Genomic DNA, 18,949 nt, shown 5'->3' on the forward strand with positions numbered 1-18,949 from the left:
GCTGGCCCTCTGGAGGAGGCCGTGCTAGAATCTTGGGCTCTGCGGAATTCGCCGCGGAGCCATCTTCATCAAGAGGTCATCATGTACGCGGTCATAAAAACCGGCGGCAAGCAGTATCGCGTTGCTTCCGGCGAAAAAATTAAAGTAGAACAGATTGCTGCGGACGTAGGCCAGGAGATCGTGATCGATCAGGTTCTCGCAGTCGGCAACGGCGCAGAAATCAAGATCGGCACGCCCCTGGTGTCCGGCGCATCCGTCACGGTCACTGTGCTCTCGCACGGCAAGCACGACAAAGTGCACATCTTCAAGATGCGCCGTCGCAAGCACTATCAGAAACGTCAAGGCCATCGCCAGCAGTTCACCGAACTGCAAATCGGCGCGATCGCCGGTTAAGGAGAAGGCACCATGGCACAGAAAAAAGGCGGCGGCTCCACGCGAAACGGGCGCGATTCCAAGCCCAAGATGCTGGGCGTGAAAGCGTTCGGCGGTGAACTGATCAGCGCAGGCTCGATCATCGTGCGTCAGCGCGGCACCCAGTTCCACCCCGGCGTCAACGTCGGCGTGGGCAAGGACCACACGCTGTTCGCGCTGGTCGACGGCCACGTGTCGTTCGCCATCAAGGGCGCGCTGAACAAGCACACGATCAACGTGACGCCGGCTGCTTAAGCAACCGTCGTCCCGATCGGCCCGAAGCCCCGCTTGTCGGGGCTTCTTCATTTTTTCGTCCGCTGGCCGCAGCCACTGCGCACCGTCGCCAGCCGGGCTTTTCATTTGTAAACTGGACATCCCATGAAGTTCGTCGACGAAGCCTTCATCGACATCGCCGCTGGCGATGGCGGCAACGGCTGCGTGTCGTTCCGTCATGAGAAGTACAAGGAATTCGGCGGCCCCAACGGCGGCGACGGCGGACGGGGCGGGCATGTGTTCGCCGTGGCCGACGTCAACCTCAACACGCTGGTCGACTTCCGCTATTCGCGCCGCCACGAGGCCAAGCGCGGCCAGCACGGCATGGGCTCCGACATGTTCGGCGCGGCCGGCGACGACATCGTGCTGAAGATGCCGGTCGGCACCATCATCACCGACGCCGAGACCGGCGAGGTGCTGTACGAGCTGCTGGTGCCGGGCGAGATGGTCACGATCGCCAAGGGCGGCGACGGCGGCTTCGGCAACATGCGCTTCAAGAGCGCGATCAACCGCGCGCCGCGCCAGAAGACGCCGGGCTGGCCGGGCGACAAGAAGAGCCTCAAGCTCGAGCTCAAGGTGCTGGCCGACGTGGGCCTGCTGGGCATGCCGAACGCCGGCAAGTCGACGCTGATCTCCGCGATTTCCAATGCCCGCCCGCGCATCGCGGACTATCCCTTCACCACGCTGCACCCCAACCTGGGCGTGGTGCGCGTCGGCCCCGAGCAGAGCTTCGTGGTGGCCGACCTGCCCGGCCTGATCGAAGGCGCCTCCGAAGGCGCCGGCCTGGGCCACCTGTTCCTGCGCCACCTGCAGCGCACCCGGCTGCTGTTGCATGTGGTCGACCTCGCGCCCTTCGACGAAGGCGTCGATCCCGTGGCACAGGCCAAGGCGATCGTCGGCGAGCTCAAGAAGTACGATGCGGGCCTCTACGACAAGCCGCGCTGGCTGGTGCTCAACAAGCTCGACATGGTGGCGTCCGACGAGCGCGCGGCGCGCGTCAAGGACTTCGTCAAGCGGCTGCGTTTCAAGGGCCCGGTGTTCGAGATCTCTGCGCTCACCCGTGACGGCTGCGAGCCGCTCGTGAAAGCCATCTACCAGCACGTCAAGGCGCAGCAGGTGGCCGAGCAGCCGCCGGTCGACGTCGATCCGCGCTTCGCCTGAGCGTTTCCCCGGGGCGGCCGCGGTCGCCCCTCGTTGTCCGAGTTTCTGATTCCGCCTCGCCTGCACCATGAGCTCCACCTTCGCTTCCACTGCCTTGCGCGATGCGCGCCGGATCGTCGTCAAGGTGGGCTCGAGCCTGGTCACCAACGAGGGCCGCGGGCTCGACGAGGCGGCCATCGGTGAATGGTGCCGCCAGCTCGCCAGCCTGATGCAGGACGGCCGCGAGGTGGTGATGGTCTCCAGCGGCGCGATCGCCGAAGGCATGAAGCGCCTGGGCTGGCGCACCCGCCCGCGCGAGATCAACGAACTGCAGGCCGCGGCCGCGGTGGGCCAGATGGGCCTGGCGCAGATCTACGAGACCAAGCTGCGCCTGAACGGCGTCGGCAGCGCGCAGGTGCTGCTCACGCACGCCGACCTGGCCGACCGCGAGCGCTACCTGAACGCGCGCTCGACCCTGCTGACCTTGCTGGGCCTGGGCGTGGTGCCGGTGATCAACGAGAACGACACGGTGGTCACCGACGAGATCAAGTTCGGCGACAACGACACGCTGGGTGCGCTGGTCGCCAACCTGGTCGAGGCCGACGCGCTGGTGATCCTCACCGACCAGAAGGGCCTCTACACCGCCGACCCGCGCAAGAACCCCGACGCCACCTTCGTGCACGAGGGCCTGGCCGGCGACCTGGCGCTCGAGGCCATGGCCGGCGGCGTGGGCTCGGCCATCGGCAGCGGCGGCATGATCACCAAGATCCTGGCGGCCAAGCGGGCCGCCGGTTCGGGTGCCTCGACCGTGATCGCCTGGGGCCGCGAGCCCGATGCGCTGCTGCGCCTGGCGCGCGGCGAGGCGATCGGCACCCTGCTGGTCGCGCAGACCGCCAAGCACCAGGCGCGCAAGCGCTGGATGGCCGACCATCTGCAGCTGCGCGGCGCCGTCACCGTGGACGCAGGCGCGGCCGCCAAGCTGCGCGACGAAGGCAAGAGCCTGCTGCCGATCGGCATGACGGGCGTGGAGGGCGAGTTCTCGCGCGGCGACGTGATCGCGGTGCGCGATCCGCAGGGGCTGGTGGTCGCCCGCGGCCTGGCCAACTATTCGAGCGCCGAGGCGCGCACGCTGTGCCGCAAGCCCTCGGCCGAGTTCGAGCGCCTGCTGGGCTATGCGGCCGAGCCCGAGATGGTGCACCGCGACAACATGGTGCTCATGGGCCGCTGACGCGCGCCGGGCGCGAGGGCTTACTCGAGTTCCTGCACCGGATTCTTGAGCCGGCGGATCATCTCGCCGACGCTGGCGCGCGGCGCGCCGCTGCGGCACAGGCCCTGGGTCGCGAGCGCGTGGGTGTAGTTGGAGTTCACCAGCGCCATCGGCTTCCATTCCGGATTGGCGACCAGTTCCCAGGCGCCGCCGCTCGAGCGCGCATAGCTCTTCACCTCGCCGGTCGCGCAGCGCACGCCCTCGTAGAAGGCATTGACCGCGTTGCCCGACTTGCTAGTGCCCACCGCGACGTAGCGCACCAGGCCGTCGCCGGTGATCGTGATGGTGGCGGGGTCGACGCCGAACTTGAGCGTCATGTAGGCGGGCACTTCGAAGGGCACCAGGCGGTGCAGGTCGAAGGCCGGTGGCGGCGGGGTGTCGCTCTCCTTCCAGTCGGGACCCTGGAAGATCTGGCCGATGGCGCCACCGCCCGCGCCGCCGAGCAGGCAGGCCAGCAGCAGGGCGCGGCTAGCGCGGGACATGGAAGGGGTTGCGCGGGGCAGGGTGGTCGTTGGCAGGCGTGGCATTGGGGTCCGGGTCGAAGGTGGCGCCCGGGGGCAGGTCGAACGGAGGGTCTTGGCCTGCACCAGACGACGGGCGCTCGAATTCACGGGCGCGCACGTTGCTGCGCAGGAAGCGGTTGCGGAAATCCTGGCGGGGCAGGTAGCGTGCGAGTTCGGTCAGCGCCATTTCATAGACGCCGCGCTTGAACTCCACGACGACGTCGAGGGGGACCCAGTAGTCGTGCCAACGCCAGGCATCGAACTCCGGATGGTCGGTGGCACGCAGGTTGAGGTCCCAGTCGTGCCCGACCAACTGCAGCAGATACCAGATCTGCTTCTGGCCTTTGTAATGGCCCCGTGCGTCACGGCGGATGAACCGATCCGGCACCTCGTAGCGCAACCAGTCACGGGTACGGGCGACGATCCTCACATGCTCCGGCTGGAGCCCTACCTCTTCATGCAATTCCCGGAACATGGCCTGCTCGGGGCTTTCGCCACGATCGATGCCGCCTTGCGGGAACTGCCAGGAGTGCGTGCGGATGCGTTTGCCCCAGAAAACCTCGTTTCTCTGGTTGAGCAGGATGATGCCGACGTTGGGCCTGAAGCCGTCCCGGTCGAGCATAATCAAACCCCAATTTTTGAACTGCGTTGATTATGCCTGCCGGGTTGCACTCGGCAAGCGACCAGTTCCCCGGCCCTGCGGCCCAAACCCCCTTCCCGAGCGCGCGAACGACCGATGAAAGCTTCCCGTTTCTTTGTCTCCACCCTGAAGGAAGCGCCCGCTGACGCCGAAGTCGCGAGCCACCGGCTCATGATGCGTGCCGGCATGATCAAGAAGCTCGGCACGGGCATCTACACCTACATGCCCATGGGGCTGCGCGTGATCCGCAAGGTCGAGGCCATCGTGCGCGAGGAAATGAACCGCGCCGGCGCCGTCGAGCTGGCGATGCCGGTGGTGCAGCCGGCCGAGTTCTGGCAGGAGACCGGCCGTTTCGAGAAGATGGGCCCCGAGCTGCTGCGCATCAAGGACCGCCACGACCGCGACTTCGTGATCCAGCCCACCAGCGAGGAAGTGGTCACCGACATCGCGCGCCAGGAAATCCGCAGCTACAAGCAGCTGCCGAAGAATTTCTACCAGATCCAGACCAAGTTCCGTGACGAGCGCCGTCCGCGCTTCGGCCTGATGCGCGGGCGCGAATTCATCATGAAGGACGCCTACAGCTTCGACCGCGACCTCGACGCCGCCAAGGCCAGCTACCAGGTCATGGCGCAGGCCTACCGCAACATCTTCGACCGCTTCGGCCTGCGCTACCGCGCCGTGGCGGCCGACAGCGGCGCCATCGGCGGCGACCTGAGCGAGGAATTCCAGGTGATCGCCGCCACCGGCGAAGACGCCATCGTCTACTGCCCCGACAGCAGCTACGCCGCCAACATGGAAAAGGCCGAAGCCCTGGCGCCGGCCGGCCCGCGCCCCGCGGCCGCCAAGGCGCTCGAGAAGACGCCCACGCCCGGCAAGAGCACCTGCGCCGACGTGGCCGAGCTGCTGGGCGTGCCGCTCGCCACGACCATCAAGTCGCTGGTGCTGAGCACCGACATCCTCGACGAGGCCGGCAACCTCAAGGGTTCGCAGGTCTGGCTGCTGCTGCTGCGCGGCGACCACGACATGAACGAGATCAAGGTCGGCAAGGTGCCCGGCCTGGACAAGGGCTTCCGCTTCGCGACCCTGGCCGAGATCGACGAGCACTTCGGCTGCAAGCCCGGCTACCTCGGGCCGCTGAACCTCAAGAAGCCCGTGAAGCTGGTGGCCGACCGCGAAGCCGCGGTGCTGGCCGACTGGATCACCGGCGCCAACGAGGTCGATTTCCACATGACCGGCGTCAACTGGGGCCGTGACCTGCCCGAGCCCGAGATCGTGGCCGACCTGCGCAACGTGCTCGCGGGCGACCCCTCGCCCGACGGCAAGGGCGTGCTGGCCATCGAGCGCGGCATCGAGGTGGGCCATGTGTTCGTGCTGGGCACCAAGTACAGCAAGGACATGAACGCCACCTTCCTCGACGAAGGCGGCAAGCCGCAGTTCCTCGAGATGGGCTGCTACGGCATCGGCATCACGCGGCTGCCGGCCGCGGCCATCGAGCAGAACCACGACGAGCGCGGCATCATCTGGCCCGACGCCCTCGCGCCCTTCACCGTGGTGGTCTGCCCGATCGGCATGGACCGCAGCGCCGAGGTCAAGACCGCCGCCCATGCGCTCTACGAGCAGCTGCTGGCGGCCGGCGTCGACGTGCTGCTGGACGACCGCGGCGAGCGCCCGGGCGCGATGTTCGCCGACTGGGAACTGATCGGCGTGCCGCACCGCATCGTGATCTCGGACCGCGGGCTCAAGGAAGGCGAGCTGGAGTACCAGCACCGGCGCGACACCGCCGCGACCAAGGTGCCCGCCGCGGCGGCCCTGAGCTTCCTGCAGTCCCGCCTGGCCGCATGAACCTGGCGCCGGCCACGTCCCGCCGACAGCTGCTCGGCGGCGCGGCGGCCGGTGCGCTGGCGCTGGCCTGCCCGCGCCTCGCCTCGGCCGGCGCGCAGATCGAGGAGCCGCTGATCGACTCGGTGCGCACCGCGCTGAGTTCGGCCATCCACAACAAGGCGCCGCCGATCCCCGAGTTCGCGAGCACCGAGGCGCGCATGGCCTACCTGCGCTGGCTCGGCGACATGAGCGAGCGGCTCAAGAAGAAGATCGCCGACTGGCCCTCGCGCAAGGAATTCCTGCAGACCGCCTGGTACGAGAGCAAGCGCGCCGGGCTGGACGTGAGCCTGGTACTGGGCCTGATCCAGGTCGAGAGCAACTTCCGCAAGTTCGCCGTCTCGAGCGCCGGGGCGCGCGGCTACATGCAGGTCATGCCCTTCTGGACCCGCGTGATCGGCGACGCCGACCCGGCCAAGCTGTTCCACATGCAGACCAACCTGCGCTTCGGCTGCGTGATCCTGCGCCACTACCTGGACCGCGAGCGCGGCGACCTGTTCCTCACGCTGGGCCGCTACAACGGCAGCCGCGGGCGCGCGCCGTACCCCGACGCGGTGTTCGCCAACCAGCGGCTCTGGACCTTCAAGGACCGCGCGGCCGATTAGGTCTTCGGCGCGGCCCGCGTCACCATCACCTGGTCGATGCGGTAGCTGTCGACGTCCATCACCTCGAAGGTGTAGCCGGCCCAGACCACGCTGTCGGTGCGCTTGGGCACGCGGCGCAGCATCACCATCAGGAAGCCGGCCAGCGTCTCGTACTCGTCGGCATGCGGCAGCACGTCGATGTCGAGCGCGCGCTGCACGTCCTGCACGGGCGTCACGCCGTCGATCAGCCAGGAGTTCTCGTCGCGGCGCACGATCTGCTGCTCTTCGTCCTCCTGCGGGCCGACCAGGTCGCCCATCACCGTGCTCATCACGTCGTTGAGCGTGATCACGCCCACCACCAGGCTGTACTCGTTGACGATGATCGCGAAGTCCTCATGGGCCTGGCGGAACTGCTCCAGCACCTCGGTCAGCGAGAGCCGGTCGGGCACCACCAGCGCCTTGTGCAGCGGCACGCCCTGGTCGAGCGCCAGCGGCTGGCCGCTCAGCACGCGCTGGAACATGTCCTTGGCATCGACATAGCCCAGCACATGGTCGATGTCGCCGTCGCACACCGGGTAGGCGGAGAAGGGCTCGGCCACGATGCGCGCGCGCAGCACCGACTCGGGGTCGTCCTTCTGGAACCAGGCGATGCGGTCGCGCGAGGTCATCACGCTGCCGACCAGCCGGGTGTCGAGCTCGAACACGTTGGCGATCACCTGCTGCTCGCGCGCGGCCAGCACGCCCGCGCGGGCGCCGGCCTCGGTCATGGCCAGGATGTCGGCCGAGGTGATCTGGTCGACGCGCTGCAGCGGCACGCCCAGGAGCTTGAACAGCAGGTCGGTGCAGCGCGTGAAGAACCACACCAGCGGCTTGAAGGTGGTGATCAGCACGTTCATCGGGCCGACCATGCGTACCGCCAGCTGTTCGGGGTCGTTCATGCCCAGGCGCTTGGGGAACAGGTCGGCGAAGACCAGGAACAGCGCGATCACGATCGAGAACGAGGCCGCGAAGGCCCAGCCCTGGGCCGCTTCGGCGCTGAGCCAGCGGCCGAGCAGGTCGGCGAAGAAGGGGGAGAAGGCGCCTTCGCCCACCACGCCGCCCAGGATCGCCACCGCGTTGAGGCCGATCTGGACCACCGTGAAGTAGGGCCCGGGCTGTTCCTGGATGCGCAGCACGCGGTCGGCGCGTGCGTCGCCGTCGTCGGCCATCTGGCGCAGGCGAAGGCGGCGGGAGGCGGCGAGCGTGATCTCGGCCAGCGAGAAGAAGGCGCTCGCCGCGATGAGCCCGAGGATGAGAAGCAGGCTTTGGGTCAGTGTCATGGGGGTCTCGGAAGACCCTCATGTTACTGACTGTGCGGGCGTCGCGACGCGCCCGCCGGGTGCGGGCTCAGGCGGCGGGGGCGCCGATGACCTGCTGCAGCTCGCCCGATTCGTACATCTCCATCAGGATGTCCGAGCCGCCGATGAACTCGCCCTTGACGTAGAGCTGGGGGATGGTCGGCCAGTTGCTGTATTCCTTGATGCCCTGGCGGATCTCCTGGTCGTCGAGCACGTTGACCGTCTTGAGGGTGCGCGTGTCCACGCCCACGGCCTTGAGGATCTGGATCGCGCGGCCGGAGAAGCCGCACATCGGGAAGCTGGCGTTGCCCTTCATGAAGAGCACGAGTTCGTTGGTCTTGACGAGGTCGTCGATGCGTTGCTGGGCGTCGGACATGGGGGCACTCCTGAAAATAGACTGATCGGATTATTTCACCGCGCCGGCTTTCGCGCCGCGCGGCGGATTCAAAGCCCGGCGTGGCGCCCGCCGGTGCAGCGCGCGATGCCGGCGAGGTCGTGGCGGTGCTGCACGTCCTCGAAGCCCTGCGCCGCCAGCAGCGCACGCACGGCTTCGGCCTGGTCGTGGCCATGCTCGAGCAGCAGCCAGCCGCCGGCTGCGAGGTGGCCGGGCGCGTCGCGCACGATGCGGCGCAGGTCGTCGAGGCCGTCGGCGCCCGCCACCAGCGCGGCCACGGGTTCGTGCGCCAGCGCGGGCAGGTGCGGGTCGCCGGCCGCGATGTAGGGCGGGTTGGACACGATCAGGTCGTAGCCCGCGGCCGCGCCGGCCAGCCAGTCGGCCTGGGCGAAGCGCACCGCGAGGCCCAGCCGCCGGCCGTTCTCGCTGGCGACGGCCAGGGCGTCGGCGCTGGCGTCCACCGCGTCGACGCGGGCGTCGGGCCGCGCCTGCTGCACGGCCAGCGCGATCGCGCCGCTGCCGGTGCCGAGGTCGAGCACGGCGGGGGCCTTGCGTTCGCGCAGGACCTCGAGCGCCCATTCGACCAGCGTCTCGGTGTCGGGCCGCGGCACCAGCACGCGCGCATCGACCTTCAGCGCCAGGCCGTGGAATTCCTTCTCGCCCAGCAGGTAGGCCGCGGGTTCGCCCGCGGCACGGCGGGCGCACAGCGACGCGAAGGCGGCCCATGCGGGCTCGGGCAGCGCATCGCCGTCGTGCGCCAGCAGCCAGGCGCGCTCGTGCACCGGGCGCTGCAGCACCTGCAGCAGCAGCAGTTGGGCGTCGAGCCGGTCCACGCCCAGCGCGGCCGCGGCGCGCAGCGCCTGGGCCAGCGTCGAAGGGGCCTGCGACAGATCGGTCATGCGGGCAGGCTCGATTCCAGCTCGGCCAGCTGCTCGGCCTCGCGCGCGGCCTGCAACGCGGCCAGCACGTCGCCCAGGTCGCCTTCCATGATCTGCAGCAGCTTGTAGAGCGTGAGGTTGATCCGGTGGTCGGTGAGCCGGCCCTGCGGGAAGTTGTAGGTGCGGATGCGGTCGGAGCGGTCGCCGCTGCCGACCAGGCCCTTGCGCAGCGCCGCGTCCTTGGCGGCGCGCTCGCTGCGGTCCTTCTCCTGGATCCGGGCCGACAGCACCTGCAGCGCCTTGGCCTTGTTGCGGTGCTGGCTGCGGTCGTCCTGGCACTCGGCCACGATGCCGGTCGGGATGTGCGTGATGCGCACCGCCGAGTCGGTCTTGTTGATGTGCTGGCCGCCGGCGCCGCTGGCGCGGTAGGTGTCGATGCGCAGGTCGGCCGGGTTGATCTGCACCGCCACCGTCTCGTCGGGCTCGGCCAGCACCGCCACCGTGCAGGCGCTGGTGTGGATCCGGCCCTGGGTCTCGGTGGCCGGCACGCGCTGCACGCGGTGGCCGCCCGATTCGAAGCGCAGCTGGCCGAACACGTCGTCGCCCACGATGCGCAGCACCACTTCCTTGAAGCCGCCCAGTTCGCTCGGGCTCTCGCTCACGATCTCGCAGCGCCAGCCGGCGCGCTCGCAGTAGCGCGTGTACATGCGCAGCAGGTCGCCCGCGAACAGCGCCGATTCGTCGCCGCCGGTGCCGGCGCGGATTTCCATGAAGGCGTTGCGCGCGTCGTCGGGGTCCTTGGGCAGCAGCAGGCGCTGCAGTTCGTCCTCGAGCTGCAGCAGCTCGGCCTCGCCGCCCGCGATCTCCTCCTGCGCCATCTCGGCCATGTCGGGGTCGGCGAGCATCTCGCGCGCGGCCGCGATGTCGGCCTCGCGCTGCGTGTAGCGGGCCCAGCGGCCGGCGATCTGCGTGACCTCGGCGTGCTCCCTGGAGATCACGCGGTACTGCGCCATGTCGCTCATGATGTCTTCGCGCGAGAGCAGGAAGTCGAGTTCGCCGAGGCGTTGCGCGTAACGTTCGAGTTGGTGGCGGAGGAAGGGCTTCACGGGGACTGGGGATGGATGCGGGATCGGGAACCGGACGCAGGGGGCGAAGGTTTCGCAGAAGACGCCGAAAGGAAAGAGCTTCTTGAAGGTTTCTTTTGCGTTCTCTGCGAAACCTTCGCGTCTTCTGCGTCCGGAGGCCCGCGTTCATCGCGCGGACCGGACGGGAGCGAGCCAGCGTCGCTAACGCTCTTTGGGGCCGCGCGGGTCGCCGCGCAGGAACAGGCGCGAGACCACCTGCGCGGTCTGCGCGCGCGCGGCAGCGTCGCCCGCGTGCAGCTCGGCCATGGCGCCGTGCAGCATCTTCTGCGTGAGGCCGCGCGAGAGCGCCTCCAGCACCGCATCGACCGATTCGCCCCTGGCCAGCAGCTTGCGGGCGCGGGCCAGCTCGGCCGCGCGCCACTCGTCGGTCTGGGCGTTGAGCTGCTGGATCAGCGGCACGGTGCCGCGCTGGTCCAGCCAGTGCATGAAGCTCTGCACGCCGGCGTCGATGATGACTTCGGCCTGCGCCACCGCGGCCTGGCGGCTGGCCTGGCCCTGCTGCACCACCTGGGCCAGGTCGTCCACGGTGTAGAGGTAGACGTCTTCCAGCGCCTTGACTTCGGGCTCGATGTCGCGTGGCACGGCCAGGTCGACCATGAACATGGGGCGGTGCTTGCGCTGCTTGAGCGCACGCTCGACCGCGCCCAGGCCGATCAGCGGCAGGGTGCTGGCGGTGCAGCTCACCACGATGTCGAAGTCGGCCAGCCGCGCCGGCAGGTCGGCCAGCCGCATCGCGGTGCCGCCGAAGCGGGTGGCGAGCTTCTCGCCGCGCTCGATGGTGCGGTTGGCGATGGTGATGGACTTGGGTTCCTTGGCCGCGAAATGGGTCGCGGCCAGGTCGATCATCTCGCCCGCGCCCACGAACAGCACGCGGGTCTGGCGCAGGTCCTCGAACAGCTGGCCGGCCAGCCGCACGGCCGCGGCCGCCATGCTGATCGAATGGGCGCCGATCTCGGTGGCGGTGCGCACTTCCTTGGCCACGGCGAAGGAGCGCTGGAACAATTGGTTGAGCGTGCTGCCCAGCGAGCCCACGCTCTCGGCCGCGCGCACCGCGTCCTTCATCTGGCCCAGGATCTGGGCCTCGCCCAGCACCATCGAATCGAGGCCGCTGGCCACGCGGAAGGCATGGCGCGCCACGGCGTCGTTGCTCAGCGTGTAGGCATGGGAGCGCAGCAGGGCCGGCGACACGCCGCCGCTCTCGGCCAGCCAGCCCAGCGCGTGGTCGACCGCGGCGTGGTCGGCGGCGCAATAGATCTCGGTGCGGTTGCAGGTGGAGATGATCGCGGCCTCGATGGCCGGGTGCCGGCCGGAGGCGAAGGAACTGCGCAGGCTCTGCAGCGTGGGGGCCAGCTGATCGACCGCGAACGCGAAACGACCGCGCAGATCGAGCGGCGCGGTCGTGTGGTTCAACCCAAGGGCCCAGACTGACATAGACGGCGATTATAAAATCAGCGGCCGACCGGGTCCCGCCAGGGGGTCAATGGCATTCCCTATGACCGCCATGATTTTTGCCGCCTGGCGCTCGTTTCCCCTCTGATGGACCTGCTCAACACCCTCGATCACCTGCTGAATTTCGCCGCGCCGGCGGCCTTTCTGGCGCTGGTGCTGGTGGCGATCGGGCGTTTCCTGGGCGCCTCGCGCACCGGCGTGCCGCGCTGGTGGCTGCAGTGGGCGATCACCTTTGCCGCCGGCCTGGGGGTGCTGGTGGCCGGGCTCGTGCTGTCCGGGCGCGACGGCCGGATGAGCACCTATGCCGCGCTGGTGGTGGTGTGCGGCACGGTCCAGTGGCTGGTGCTGCGCGGCTGGCGCCGCTGAGCCGCCCTCAGCCGAGCCGGCGCGCCATGTACACCGCGTCGCCCGGGTAGGTGGCGAGCCGGGCCTGCTGCGCGACCCCCGCGGGCGCTGCCGGCGCATAGCCGTGGCGCGCCCAGAAACCGACCGAAGCCTGCACCGACACCAGCGTCGAATGCGCCCAGCCCGCCTGCGCCGCGTGGGCCCAGGCGTGGCGCACCAGCAACGGCCCCAGGCCCAGCCCGGCCGCCGACGGATGCACCGCCAGGTCGTGCAGGTAGAGCGCGTCGGCCGCGGGCGCGGGCTCGAATTCGCCGTGCAGCGGCGTGAGCTTGCCCAGCATCGAGGGATAGGCGGCCAGGTAGGCGCGCACGGCGCCGGCCCGTTCGGCCACCCAGCCGGTGTGCGGCGCGGCCGCCAGCCGGCGGGCGATCAGTGCGCCGTCCTCCACGAAGCCCGCGCCGTAGCAGGCCAGCTGGACCGCCAGCACGGCCTCGAGGTCGTCGGCGCGCATCGCGCGCAGCCGCACGGCTTCCGACGCCATCAGGCCAGCAGCAGCTTGTCGTCGTCGAGCTTTTCGCCGCGCGTCTGCTCGAACATGCGCAGCAGGTCGGGCACGTCGAGCCCGTCGCGCTGCGGACCGGCCACGTCGAGGATCACCTGGCCCTCGTGCAGCATCACGGTGCGCGAACCATAGTCCAGCGCCTGGCGCATGCTGTGGGTGACCATCATCGCGGTCAGCTGGCTGCCTTCGACGATCTTGGCCGTGAGCTCGAGCACGAAGGCCGCGGTCTTGGGGTCGAGCGCGGCCGTGTGCTCGTCCAGCAGCAGGATGCGCGAGGGCCGCAGCGAGGCCATCAGCAGGCTCACCGCCTGCCGCTGGCCGCCCGAGAGCAGGCCGATGCGGTCGGTCAGCCGGTTCTCCAGCCCCAGCTTGAGGATCGCCAGCTTCTCGCGGAACAGCTCGCGCAGGCCGCGGTTGAGCGCGAAGCCGAAGCTGCGGCGCTCGCCGCGCTTCCAGGCCAGCGCCATGTTCTCCTCGATGGTCAGGGCCTCGCAGGTGCCGGCCATCGGGTCCTGGAACACGCGGGCCACCATGCCCGAGCGCTGCCAGGCGTTGAGCCGCGTCACGTCCTTGCCGTCGATCTCGATGCGGCCCTGGTCGACGATCAGGTCGCCGCTCACCGCATTGAGGAAGGTCGACTTGCCCGCGCCGTTCGAGCCGATCACGGTGACGAACTGGCCGGTGGGGATCTCCAGGTCGAGCCCGCGCAGCACGCGGTTCTCGATCGGCGTGCCCGCGTTGAAGGTGATCTCGAGTTGTTGGGCGCGCAGCATCAGTTCTTCCCCTTGAAAAGCGCGCCCAGCTTGCGCTTGTAGGCGGGCACCAGCAGCGCGAAGGCCACGAGCACGGCGGTCACCAGGTTCAGGTCCTGCGCCTGCAGGCCCATGAAGTCGGTGTTGAGCGCCAGCGCGATGAAGAAGCGGTAGAGCAGCGCACCGATGATGCAGGCCAGCGTGGTGATCACCATGCTGCGCGCGGGCAGCAGGGTCTCGCCGATGATCACCGCGGCCAGGCCGATCACGATCGTGCCCACGCCCATCGAGATGTCGGCCGTGCCCTGGCTCTGCGCGAACAGCGCGCCCGCCAGCGCCACCAGCGCATTGGAGATCGCCAGGCCCGCCATGGTGTGGAAGTCGGTCGAGATGCCCTGGGCGCGCGCCATGCGTGCGTTGCTGCCGGTGGCGCGCATCGCGAGCCCGGCTTCGGAGGCGAAGAAGATGTCGACCACGATCTTGGCCGCGATCACGATCAGCAGCAGCAACAGCGGCTTGGCCCACTGCTCGGGCATGCCGCCGAAGTCGACCATGGTGAACACGGTGGGTTCGCTGATCAGCGCGACGTTGGGCTTGCCCATCACGCGCAGGTTGATCGAGTACAGCGCGATCATCACCAGGATGCTCGCGAGCAGCTGCATGATCTTGAGCTTGACGTTGAGCCAGGCGGTGAGCCAGCCCGAGGCGGCACCGGCGATGCAGGCCACGACGGTGGCGGGCACGGGGTTCCAGCCGGCGACGATCAGCGTCGCGGCCACGGCCGCGCCCAGCGGAAAGCTCCCGTCGACCGTGAGGTCGGGGAAATTGATGATGCGGAACGACATGAAGACGCCCAGCGCGACCAGTCCGAAGATCAGACCGATCTCGATGGCGCCCAGCGATGCGATGAGGGACATGGGGGCTTCCTGCGAGGCAAGAGGACAGGCCCGCCCCCGCCACCCGGCGGCGAGCGGGCCCGCAGGGCTGGCTTACTTGGTGCTCACGGCCTTGGCCGTCTTGAGCAGCTCGTCGGACAGCGTCACGCCCTGCAGCTTGGCCGCGCCGGGGTTCACCACCAGCTCGAAGTTGGTGCTGGTCTGCGAGGCGATGGTGCCGGGCTTCTCGCCCTTGAGGATGCGCACCACGATCTTGCCGGTCTGGCGGCCGATGTCGCTGTAGTTGAGGCCCAGGGCGGCCACGGCGCCGCGCTCGACGGTGGCGGTGTCGGCCGCGACCACCGGCAGCTTGGCCTGTTGCGCGACCTTGACGATGCCCTCGAAGGCCGAGACCACGTTGTTGTCGGTCGGCGTGTAGATCACGTCGGCCTTGCCCACCAGGCTCTGGGCGGCGGTCGGCACGTCGACGGTGCGCGCGGCGGCGGCTTCGACCACCGTCATGCCGGCGTCGGCCGCGGCCTTCTTGAGCGCGGCCACGATGGCCACCGAGTTGGCTTCACCGGGGCTGTAGATCACGCCGATGCGCTTGGCGGCGGGCACCACCTGCTTGATCAGGGCCACGTGCTTCTCCAGCGGCGACAGGTCGGACACGCCGGTCACGTTGGTGCCCGTGGCGTCCCAGTTCTTCACCAGCTTGGCCGCGACCGGGTCGGTGATGGCCGAGTAGACGACCGGGATGGTCTTGGTGGCGGCCACCATGGCCTGGGCCGAGGGCGTGGCGATGGCGACGATCACGTCGGGCGCGTCGCCCACGTACTTGCGGGCGATCTGGGCCGCGGTGCCCACGTTGCCCTGCGCGCTCTGGTAGCTGAACTTGAGGTTCTTGCCTTCTTCGTAGCCGGCGGCCTTGAGCTCGGCCTTGACGCCGTCGCGCACGGCGTCGAGCGCGGGATGTTCGACGATGGCGGTCACGGCCACCGACTTGGTGTCGGCGGCGAAGGCGGGCGCGGCGGCCAGCATGCCGAGGGCCAGGGCCACGGCGCTGAAGGGGGTGCGAAGCAAGGCGTTTTTCACTGAAGGTCTCCGAAGAAGCGTGGATGCGTCTGGATGCCGCTTCGGTCTGGACGACCGGGGCGGCACGCAGCAGGCCGGCGCGCGCCATGCGCTGCCGGCAATGGCGAGTCTAGAGGCTAGAACGCACAGGGACGGTGCATGAATCCCCGAAACGCATCAGGTCTGCGTGCCGGGGATGGGTGAAGCGGGCGTGGCGGGCACGACGGCGGCCGCCGCCTCAGCAGGCTCGGGCGCGGACATCACCAGCGTGGTCGGCGTGGCCATCGGCAGCCCGGCCTTCTTGAGTTCGTCGAGGATCACGAACAGCAGGTCGCTGCGCACGCCACCCGCGAGCCGCGGGCTGGCCACATAGGCGATGGCCTGGAAGATCAGCAGCCCGTTCTCGATGCCCTCGAGCGTGAGCGAGGGCGCGGGCGTCGCCAGCACGCCCTCGTGCGTGCTGCAGGCCGCGAGCATCAGTGTGCGCACCTGCTGCGCATCGGTGGTCAGCGGCATCGGCAGGCGGATCAGCACCCGGCCCTCGGCGTTGGCCAGCGTCATGTTGCGCACGGTCTTGGTGATGAACTCGGAATTCGGCACGATCAGCGTCGAGCGGTCGCCCAGCTGGATCTCGGTGGCGCGCACGTTGATGCGGCGCACGTCGCCCTCGGCCGTGCCCAGCACCACCCAGTCGCCGACCTTCACCGGCCGCTCGGCCAGCAGGATCAGCCCCGAGATGAAGTTCTGCACGATGGCCTGCAGCCCGAAGCCGATGCCCACCGACAGCGCGCTCGCGACCCAGGCGATGCGCTCGATGCCGATGCCCAGCGCCGACAGGGCCGAGGCGATCACCAGGATGCCGCCCACATAGCCCAGCAGCGTGGTCAGCGAGCTGCGCATGCCCGGTTCGAGCGTGGTGCTGGGCAGGTAGCTGTTGTCCAGCCAGCGCTTGAACAGGCGCAGCACCAGGAATCCGATCACCAGCACCGCGAGCGCGCCGAACAGCGCGCCCGGCACCAGTTCGAACTGGCCGACCTTGAGGCTGGAGCCGACCTTGCCGCTGCGCTGGAACAGCTCGCTCGGCGAGGTGCCCAGCGGCGCCAGCAGCGCGATCACCAGGTAGAAGAACAGCGCGACCCGGCCCACCGCCGACAGCACGATGGCCGCCTGGTCGAGCGTCTGCGGCGCGACGTTGAGGCTCTTCTGCAGCCGCTGGCCGGCGTTGCTGCGCGAGGACAGCAGCGCGATGAACAGGTCGTCGGTGAACTTGAACAGCAGGTAGGCGGCGGCGCCCACCACGCCGGTCCAGGTCAGCTGGCTCGCGAGGAAGCTGGCCAGCGACACATAGCCGAAGGCCGCCAGCACGCAGATCGCGATCAGCACCACCGCGACCGCGCCGGTCACCAGCCCGACCCACAGCGGCCGGCCGGCCAGTGCCGCGGCCTCTTCCGGCTTGAGCGCGTCGGGCGCGGGCGCCGCGGCGGCGACCGGCGCCACGGTGGCCTCGGGCAGGCGCAGGCGCATCAGCATGACGACCGTCAGCGCGGTCAGCGCCAGCGCCGTGGCCACATGGGTCGCGACCGTGGCCGCCAGGCTGGCGTCGACCAGCGTGTTGATCTGGGTCGTGAGCCAGATCAGCGTGGTCACGCCCGCGATCAGCCAGGGGTAGGGCGCCATGCGCGCGGCCATGGCGTCGGCCATCGGCGGCAGCCGCCACGAGGGCCGGCCGTTGGCCAGCAGGGCGCGGCCCAGGCCGATCACGAAGCCGACGAAGATGGCGAAATTGGCCACCGATTCGCCCAGGCGCTGCGCGGTCGGGCCCCACTGGCCCGCGTCCTCGAGCGTCTGCCAGCCCCATTGCGCGGCCAGCGCCACGATCAGCACCGTGGCCGTCACCATGGCCACGGCCAGCAGCGAGCGCCGCAACCGGCCCATCGGGAAGCTGCGGGCCGCGAGCCGGGTGAGCCCGTGTTCGGCGGCCCAGCTGCCCAGCAGGGCCAGCAGCAGCGCGCCGACCAGCGAGGCGATCACGCCGCCGCGCTCGGGGCTGTGCAGGGCGCTCGAGACGCCGGTGCGGACTTCCTTCTCGAGCGCCACCAGCCGGTCGCGGTCGGTCGGCCAGGCGCTGCGGATGTCGCGCCAGAAGGCGCCCGCCAGGGGCGAGTTGGAGCGTTCGAGCAGGTGCGCCTCGAACAGCGCGCGGCGCTGCGCCAGCAGGTCGCTGCCGCGCTGCTGCGCGTCCACCGCGACCAGCCGGGCGAGCCGGATGTCGGCGTCGAGCGCGTTGCGTTCCTTTTCCAGCGCGGCGCGCTGGCGTGTGATGTCGGCGTCCTCGGCCGTGCCCTTGGGCGGGGCGGTGCCCAGTTCGCCCAGCCGGGCGTTGAGGTCGGCGAGCGGGCCGGCGCGCGAGGCCACGAAGCGCTGGGCCTGGGCCACGATGTCCTGGGTCTGCGCGACCAGGGCCGTGACGTCGTCGTCGGTGTCGACCGCCTCGGGGATCTTGTCGAGCCGGGCGCGCAGCGCGGGCACCGTGACTTCGGGCGCCGGTGCGCCGTCGCTGGCAGACGAGGCCGCAGCCGCGGCCGGCGGCGGGGTGGCCGCGGTACCGGTCAGGGCGAAGGCCGCCAGCAGCAGCAGGGCGGCCAGCCCGCGGGGAATGGATCTCATCGGGCCATTATCAGAGCCCGCGATGGCGCCGGGCTCAGCCCGCGGGGCTGAACAGGTCGACGCGGTCGGTGATGATGCCGTCGGTGCCCAGCGCGATGAGCCGCTCGGCGGCCCACTCGTCGTTGACGGTGTAGCTCAGCGCCCGCATCCCGGCCTCGTGGACCAGGGCCACGGTGGTGGTGTCCCACAGCGCATGGTTGCAGACGATCGCCACGCAGCCCAGATCGCGCGCCGCGGCCAGCCAGCCGTCCCACAGCGTGTCGAGCAGCAGGCCGCGCGGCAGCGAGGGCGCGGCCTCGCGCGCGCCGGCCAGCGCCTCGGTCTTGAAGGAGGTCAGCAGCGGCGGGATCGCCTCGCCGGCCCACAGGCGCGCCGCATCGCGCGCCACCACCTCGCCGGTGCGGCGTTCGACGCCGGGCGTGGGCTTGATCTCGATGTTCAGCAGCAGGCGGTTGTGCACGCAGTAGCGCGCCACGTTCTCCAGGCTGGCCAGCGGCTCGCCCGCGAAGGCGCGCGAATGCCAGCTGCCGGCGTCGAGCTGCGACAGCTCGGCCCATGGCCGGTCACCGCCGGTGCCGCGGCCGCTGGTGGTGCGCTCCAGCGTGCTGTCGTGCATCAGGAAGGGCACGCCGTCGGCGCTGAGCTTGGCGTCGCACTCGAACATGCGGTAGCCATGCGAAGCGCCGAGCCTGAAGGCCGCCAGCGTGTTCTCGGGCGCGAGCTTGCCGGCGCCGCGATGCGCGACCCAGCGAGGGTAGGGCCAGGGCGCCGCCAT

At 69.8% G+C, this 18,949-nt stretch carries 20 protein-coding genes; 7 read left to right on the plus strand and 13 right to left on the minus strand.

Going from position 1 to position 18,949, the window contains the following annotated elements; all coding sequences use genetic code 11:
* Positions 1-81: 81 nt before the first annotated feature.
* The 4 genes from rplU to proB all read left to right on the plus strand — a co-directional run bounded on the left by rplU (position 82) and on the right by proB (position 3,052).
* The gene (gene rplU / locus QTI20_RS13970; RefSeq protein ID WP_183025021.1) at positions 82-393 is read left to right on the plus strand and encodes a 50S ribosomal protein L21; all 312 of its coding nucleotides are present in this window, start codon (positions 82-84) and stop codon (positions 391-393) included.
* Between the two features lie 12 nt (positions 394-405).
* Entirely contained in the window at positions 406-666 is a 261-nt protein-coding gene (rpmA, locus tag QTI20_RS13975; RefSeq protein ID WP_140839925.1) for a 50S ribosomal protein L27, read from the plus strand.
* Between the two features lie 123 nt (positions 667-789).
* Complete coding sequence (gene cgtA / locus QTI20_RS13980) at positions 790-1,845, plus strand: Obg family GTPase CgtA (protein ID WP_286551666.1); 1,056 nt, start codon at positions 790-792, stop codon at positions 1,843-1,845.
* A 67-nt stretch (positions 1,846-1,912) separates the two neighbouring features.
* Positions 1,913-3,052, plus strand: a complete 1,140-nt coding sequence (gene proB / locus QTI20_RS13985) for a glutamate 5-kinase (protein WP_286551667.1) — start codon at positions 1,913-1,915, stop codon at positions 3,050-3,052.
* Positions 3,053-3,072: 20 nt separating this feature from the next.
* On the opposite strand, the gene QTI20_RS13990 is transcribed toward proB, so the two are convergent.
* Together QTI20_RS13990 and QTI20_RS13995 are read right to left on the minus strand one after the other, a co-directional pair.
* Positions 3,073-3,573 (minus strand): CNP1-like family protein, encoded by a 501-nt coding sequence (locus tag QTI20_RS13990; protein ID WP_286551668.1) that lies wholly within the window; start codon positions 3,571-3,573, stop codon positions 3,073-3,075.
* Positions 3,560-4,216 carry an RNA pyrophosphohydrolase gene (locus QTI20_RS13995; RefSeq protein WP_286551669.1) on the minus strand — a complete coding sequence of 219 codons (657 nt, stop codon included), beginning with the start codon at positions 4,214-4,216 and terminating at the stop codon, positions 3,560-3,562. Before QTI20_RS13995 ends, QTI20_RS13990 begins: the two co-directional genes overlap by 14 nt.
* Before the next feature lie 114 nt (positions 4,217-4,330).
* On the opposite strand from QTI20_RS13995, the gene QTI20_RS14000 reads away from it, so the two are divergent.
* Positions 4,331-6,076, plus strand: a complete 1,746-nt coding sequence (locus QTI20_RS14000) for a proline--tRNA ligase (RefSeq protein WP_286551672.1) — start codon at positions 4,331-4,333, stop codon at positions 6,074-6,076.
* Positions 6,073-6,717 carry a lytic transglycosylase domain-containing protein gene (locus QTI20_RS14005; protein WP_286551674.1) on the plus strand — a complete coding sequence of 215 codons (645 nt, stop codon included), beginning with the start codon at positions 6,073-6,075 and terminating at the stop codon, positions 6,715-6,717. Before QTI20_RS14000 ends, QTI20_RS14005 begins: the two co-directional genes overlap by 4 nt.
* Here QTI20_RS14005 and paeA read toward each other — a convergent pair.
* From paeA to hemA, 5 genes are all read right to left on the minus strand, one after another.
* On the minus strand, positions 6,714-8,015 hold the full coding sequence (paeA, locus tag QTI20_RS14010) for a polyamine export protein PaeA (RefSeq protein WP_286551675.1): 1,302 nt from the start codon (positions 8,013-8,015) through the stop codon (positions 6,714-6,716). The genes QTI20_RS14005 and paeA overlap by 4 nt on opposite strands.
* Positions 8,016-8,082: 67 nt before the next feature.
* Positions 8,083-8,409, minus strand: coding sequence for a Grx4 family monothiol glutaredoxin (gene grxD, locus QTI20_RS14015; protein ID WP_183025029.1), 327 nt, complete (start codon positions 8,407-8,409; stop codon positions 8,083-8,085).
* Between the two features lie 68 nt (positions 8,410-8,477).
* Positions 8,478-9,326, minus strand: a complete 849-nt coding sequence (prmC, locus tag QTI20_RS14020; protein ID WP_286551678.1) for a peptide chain release factor N(5)-glutamine methyltransferase — start codon at positions 9,324-9,326, stop codon at positions 8,478-8,480.
* Complete coding sequence (prfA, locus tag QTI20_RS14025; protein ID WP_286551679.1) at positions 9,323-10,411, minus strand: peptide chain release factor 1; 1,089 nt, start codon at positions 10,409-10,411, stop codon at positions 9,323-9,325. The genes prmC and prfA overlap by 4 nt, the downstream gene beginning before the upstream one ends.
* A gap of 180 nt (positions 10,412-10,591) precedes the next feature.
* Positions 10,592-11,881: a glutamyl-tRNA reductase gene (gene hemA / locus QTI20_RS14030; RefSeq protein ID WP_286551681.1), complete on the minus strand. Its 1,290-nt coding sequence runs from the start codon at positions 11,879-11,881 to the stop codon at positions 10,592-10,594.
* Positions 11,882-11,986: 105 nt separating this feature from the next.
* On the opposite strand from hemA, the gene QTI20_RS14035 reads away from it, so the two are divergent.
* On the plus strand, positions 11,987-12,265 hold the full coding sequence (locus tag QTI20_RS14035) for a hypothetical protein (protein ID WP_286551684.1): 279 nt from the start codon (positions 11,987-11,989) through the stop codon (positions 12,263-12,265).
* A 7-nt stretch (positions 12,266-12,272) separates the two neighbouring features.
* Here QTI20_RS14035 and QTI20_RS14040 read toward each other — a convergent pair whose 3' ends face one another.
* The 6 genes from QTI20_RS14040 to ugpQ all read right to left on the minus strand — a co-directional run bounded on the left by QTI20_RS14040 (position 12,273) and on the right by ugpQ (position 18,949).
* Positions 12,273-12,785: a GNAT family N-acetyltransferase gene (locus tag QTI20_RS14040; RefSeq protein ID WP_286551687.1), complete on the minus strand. Its 513-nt coding sequence runs from the start codon at positions 12,783-12,785 to the stop codon at positions 12,273-12,275.
* Positions 12,785-13,579, minus strand: a complete 795-nt coding sequence (locus QTI20_RS14045) for an ABC transporter ATP-binding protein (RefSeq protein WP_219212603.1) — start codon at positions 13,577-13,579, stop codon at positions 12,785-12,787. The genes QTI20_RS14040 and QTI20_RS14045 overlap by 1 nt, the downstream gene beginning before the upstream one ends.
* Positions 13,579-14,475, minus strand: coding sequence for an ABC transporter permease (locus QTI20_RS14050; protein ID WP_183025036.1), 897 nt, complete (start codon positions 14,473-14,475; stop codon positions 13,579-13,581). The genes QTI20_RS14045 and QTI20_RS14050 overlap by 1 nt, the downstream gene beginning before the upstream one ends.
* A 72-nt stretch (positions 14,476-14,547) precedes the next feature.
* Complete coding sequence (locus tag QTI20_RS14055; RefSeq protein WP_286553405.1) at positions 14,548-15,474, minus strand: ABC transporter substrate-binding protein; 927 nt, start codon at positions 15,472-15,474, stop codon at positions 14,548-14,550.
* Between the two features lie 210 nt (positions 15,475-15,684).
* Positions 15,685-18,174, minus strand: a complete 2,490-nt coding sequence (locus tag QTI20_RS14060) for a DUF3772 domain-containing protein (protein WP_286551690.1) — start codon at positions 18,172-18,174, stop codon at positions 15,685-15,687.
* Positions 18,175-18,208: 34 nt separating this feature from the next.
* Positions 18,209-18,949: a glycerophosphodiester phosphodiesterase gene (ugpQ, locus tag QTI20_RS14065; protein ID WP_286551691.1), complete on the minus strand. Its 741-nt coding sequence runs from the start codon at positions 18,947-18,949 to the stop codon at positions 18,209-18,211.

Source organism: Variovorax sp. J2P1-31, assembly GCF_030317215.1.
Taxonomy (GTDB): Bacteria; Pseudomonadota; Gammaproteobacteria; order Burkholderiales; family Burkholderiaceae_C; genus Variovorax.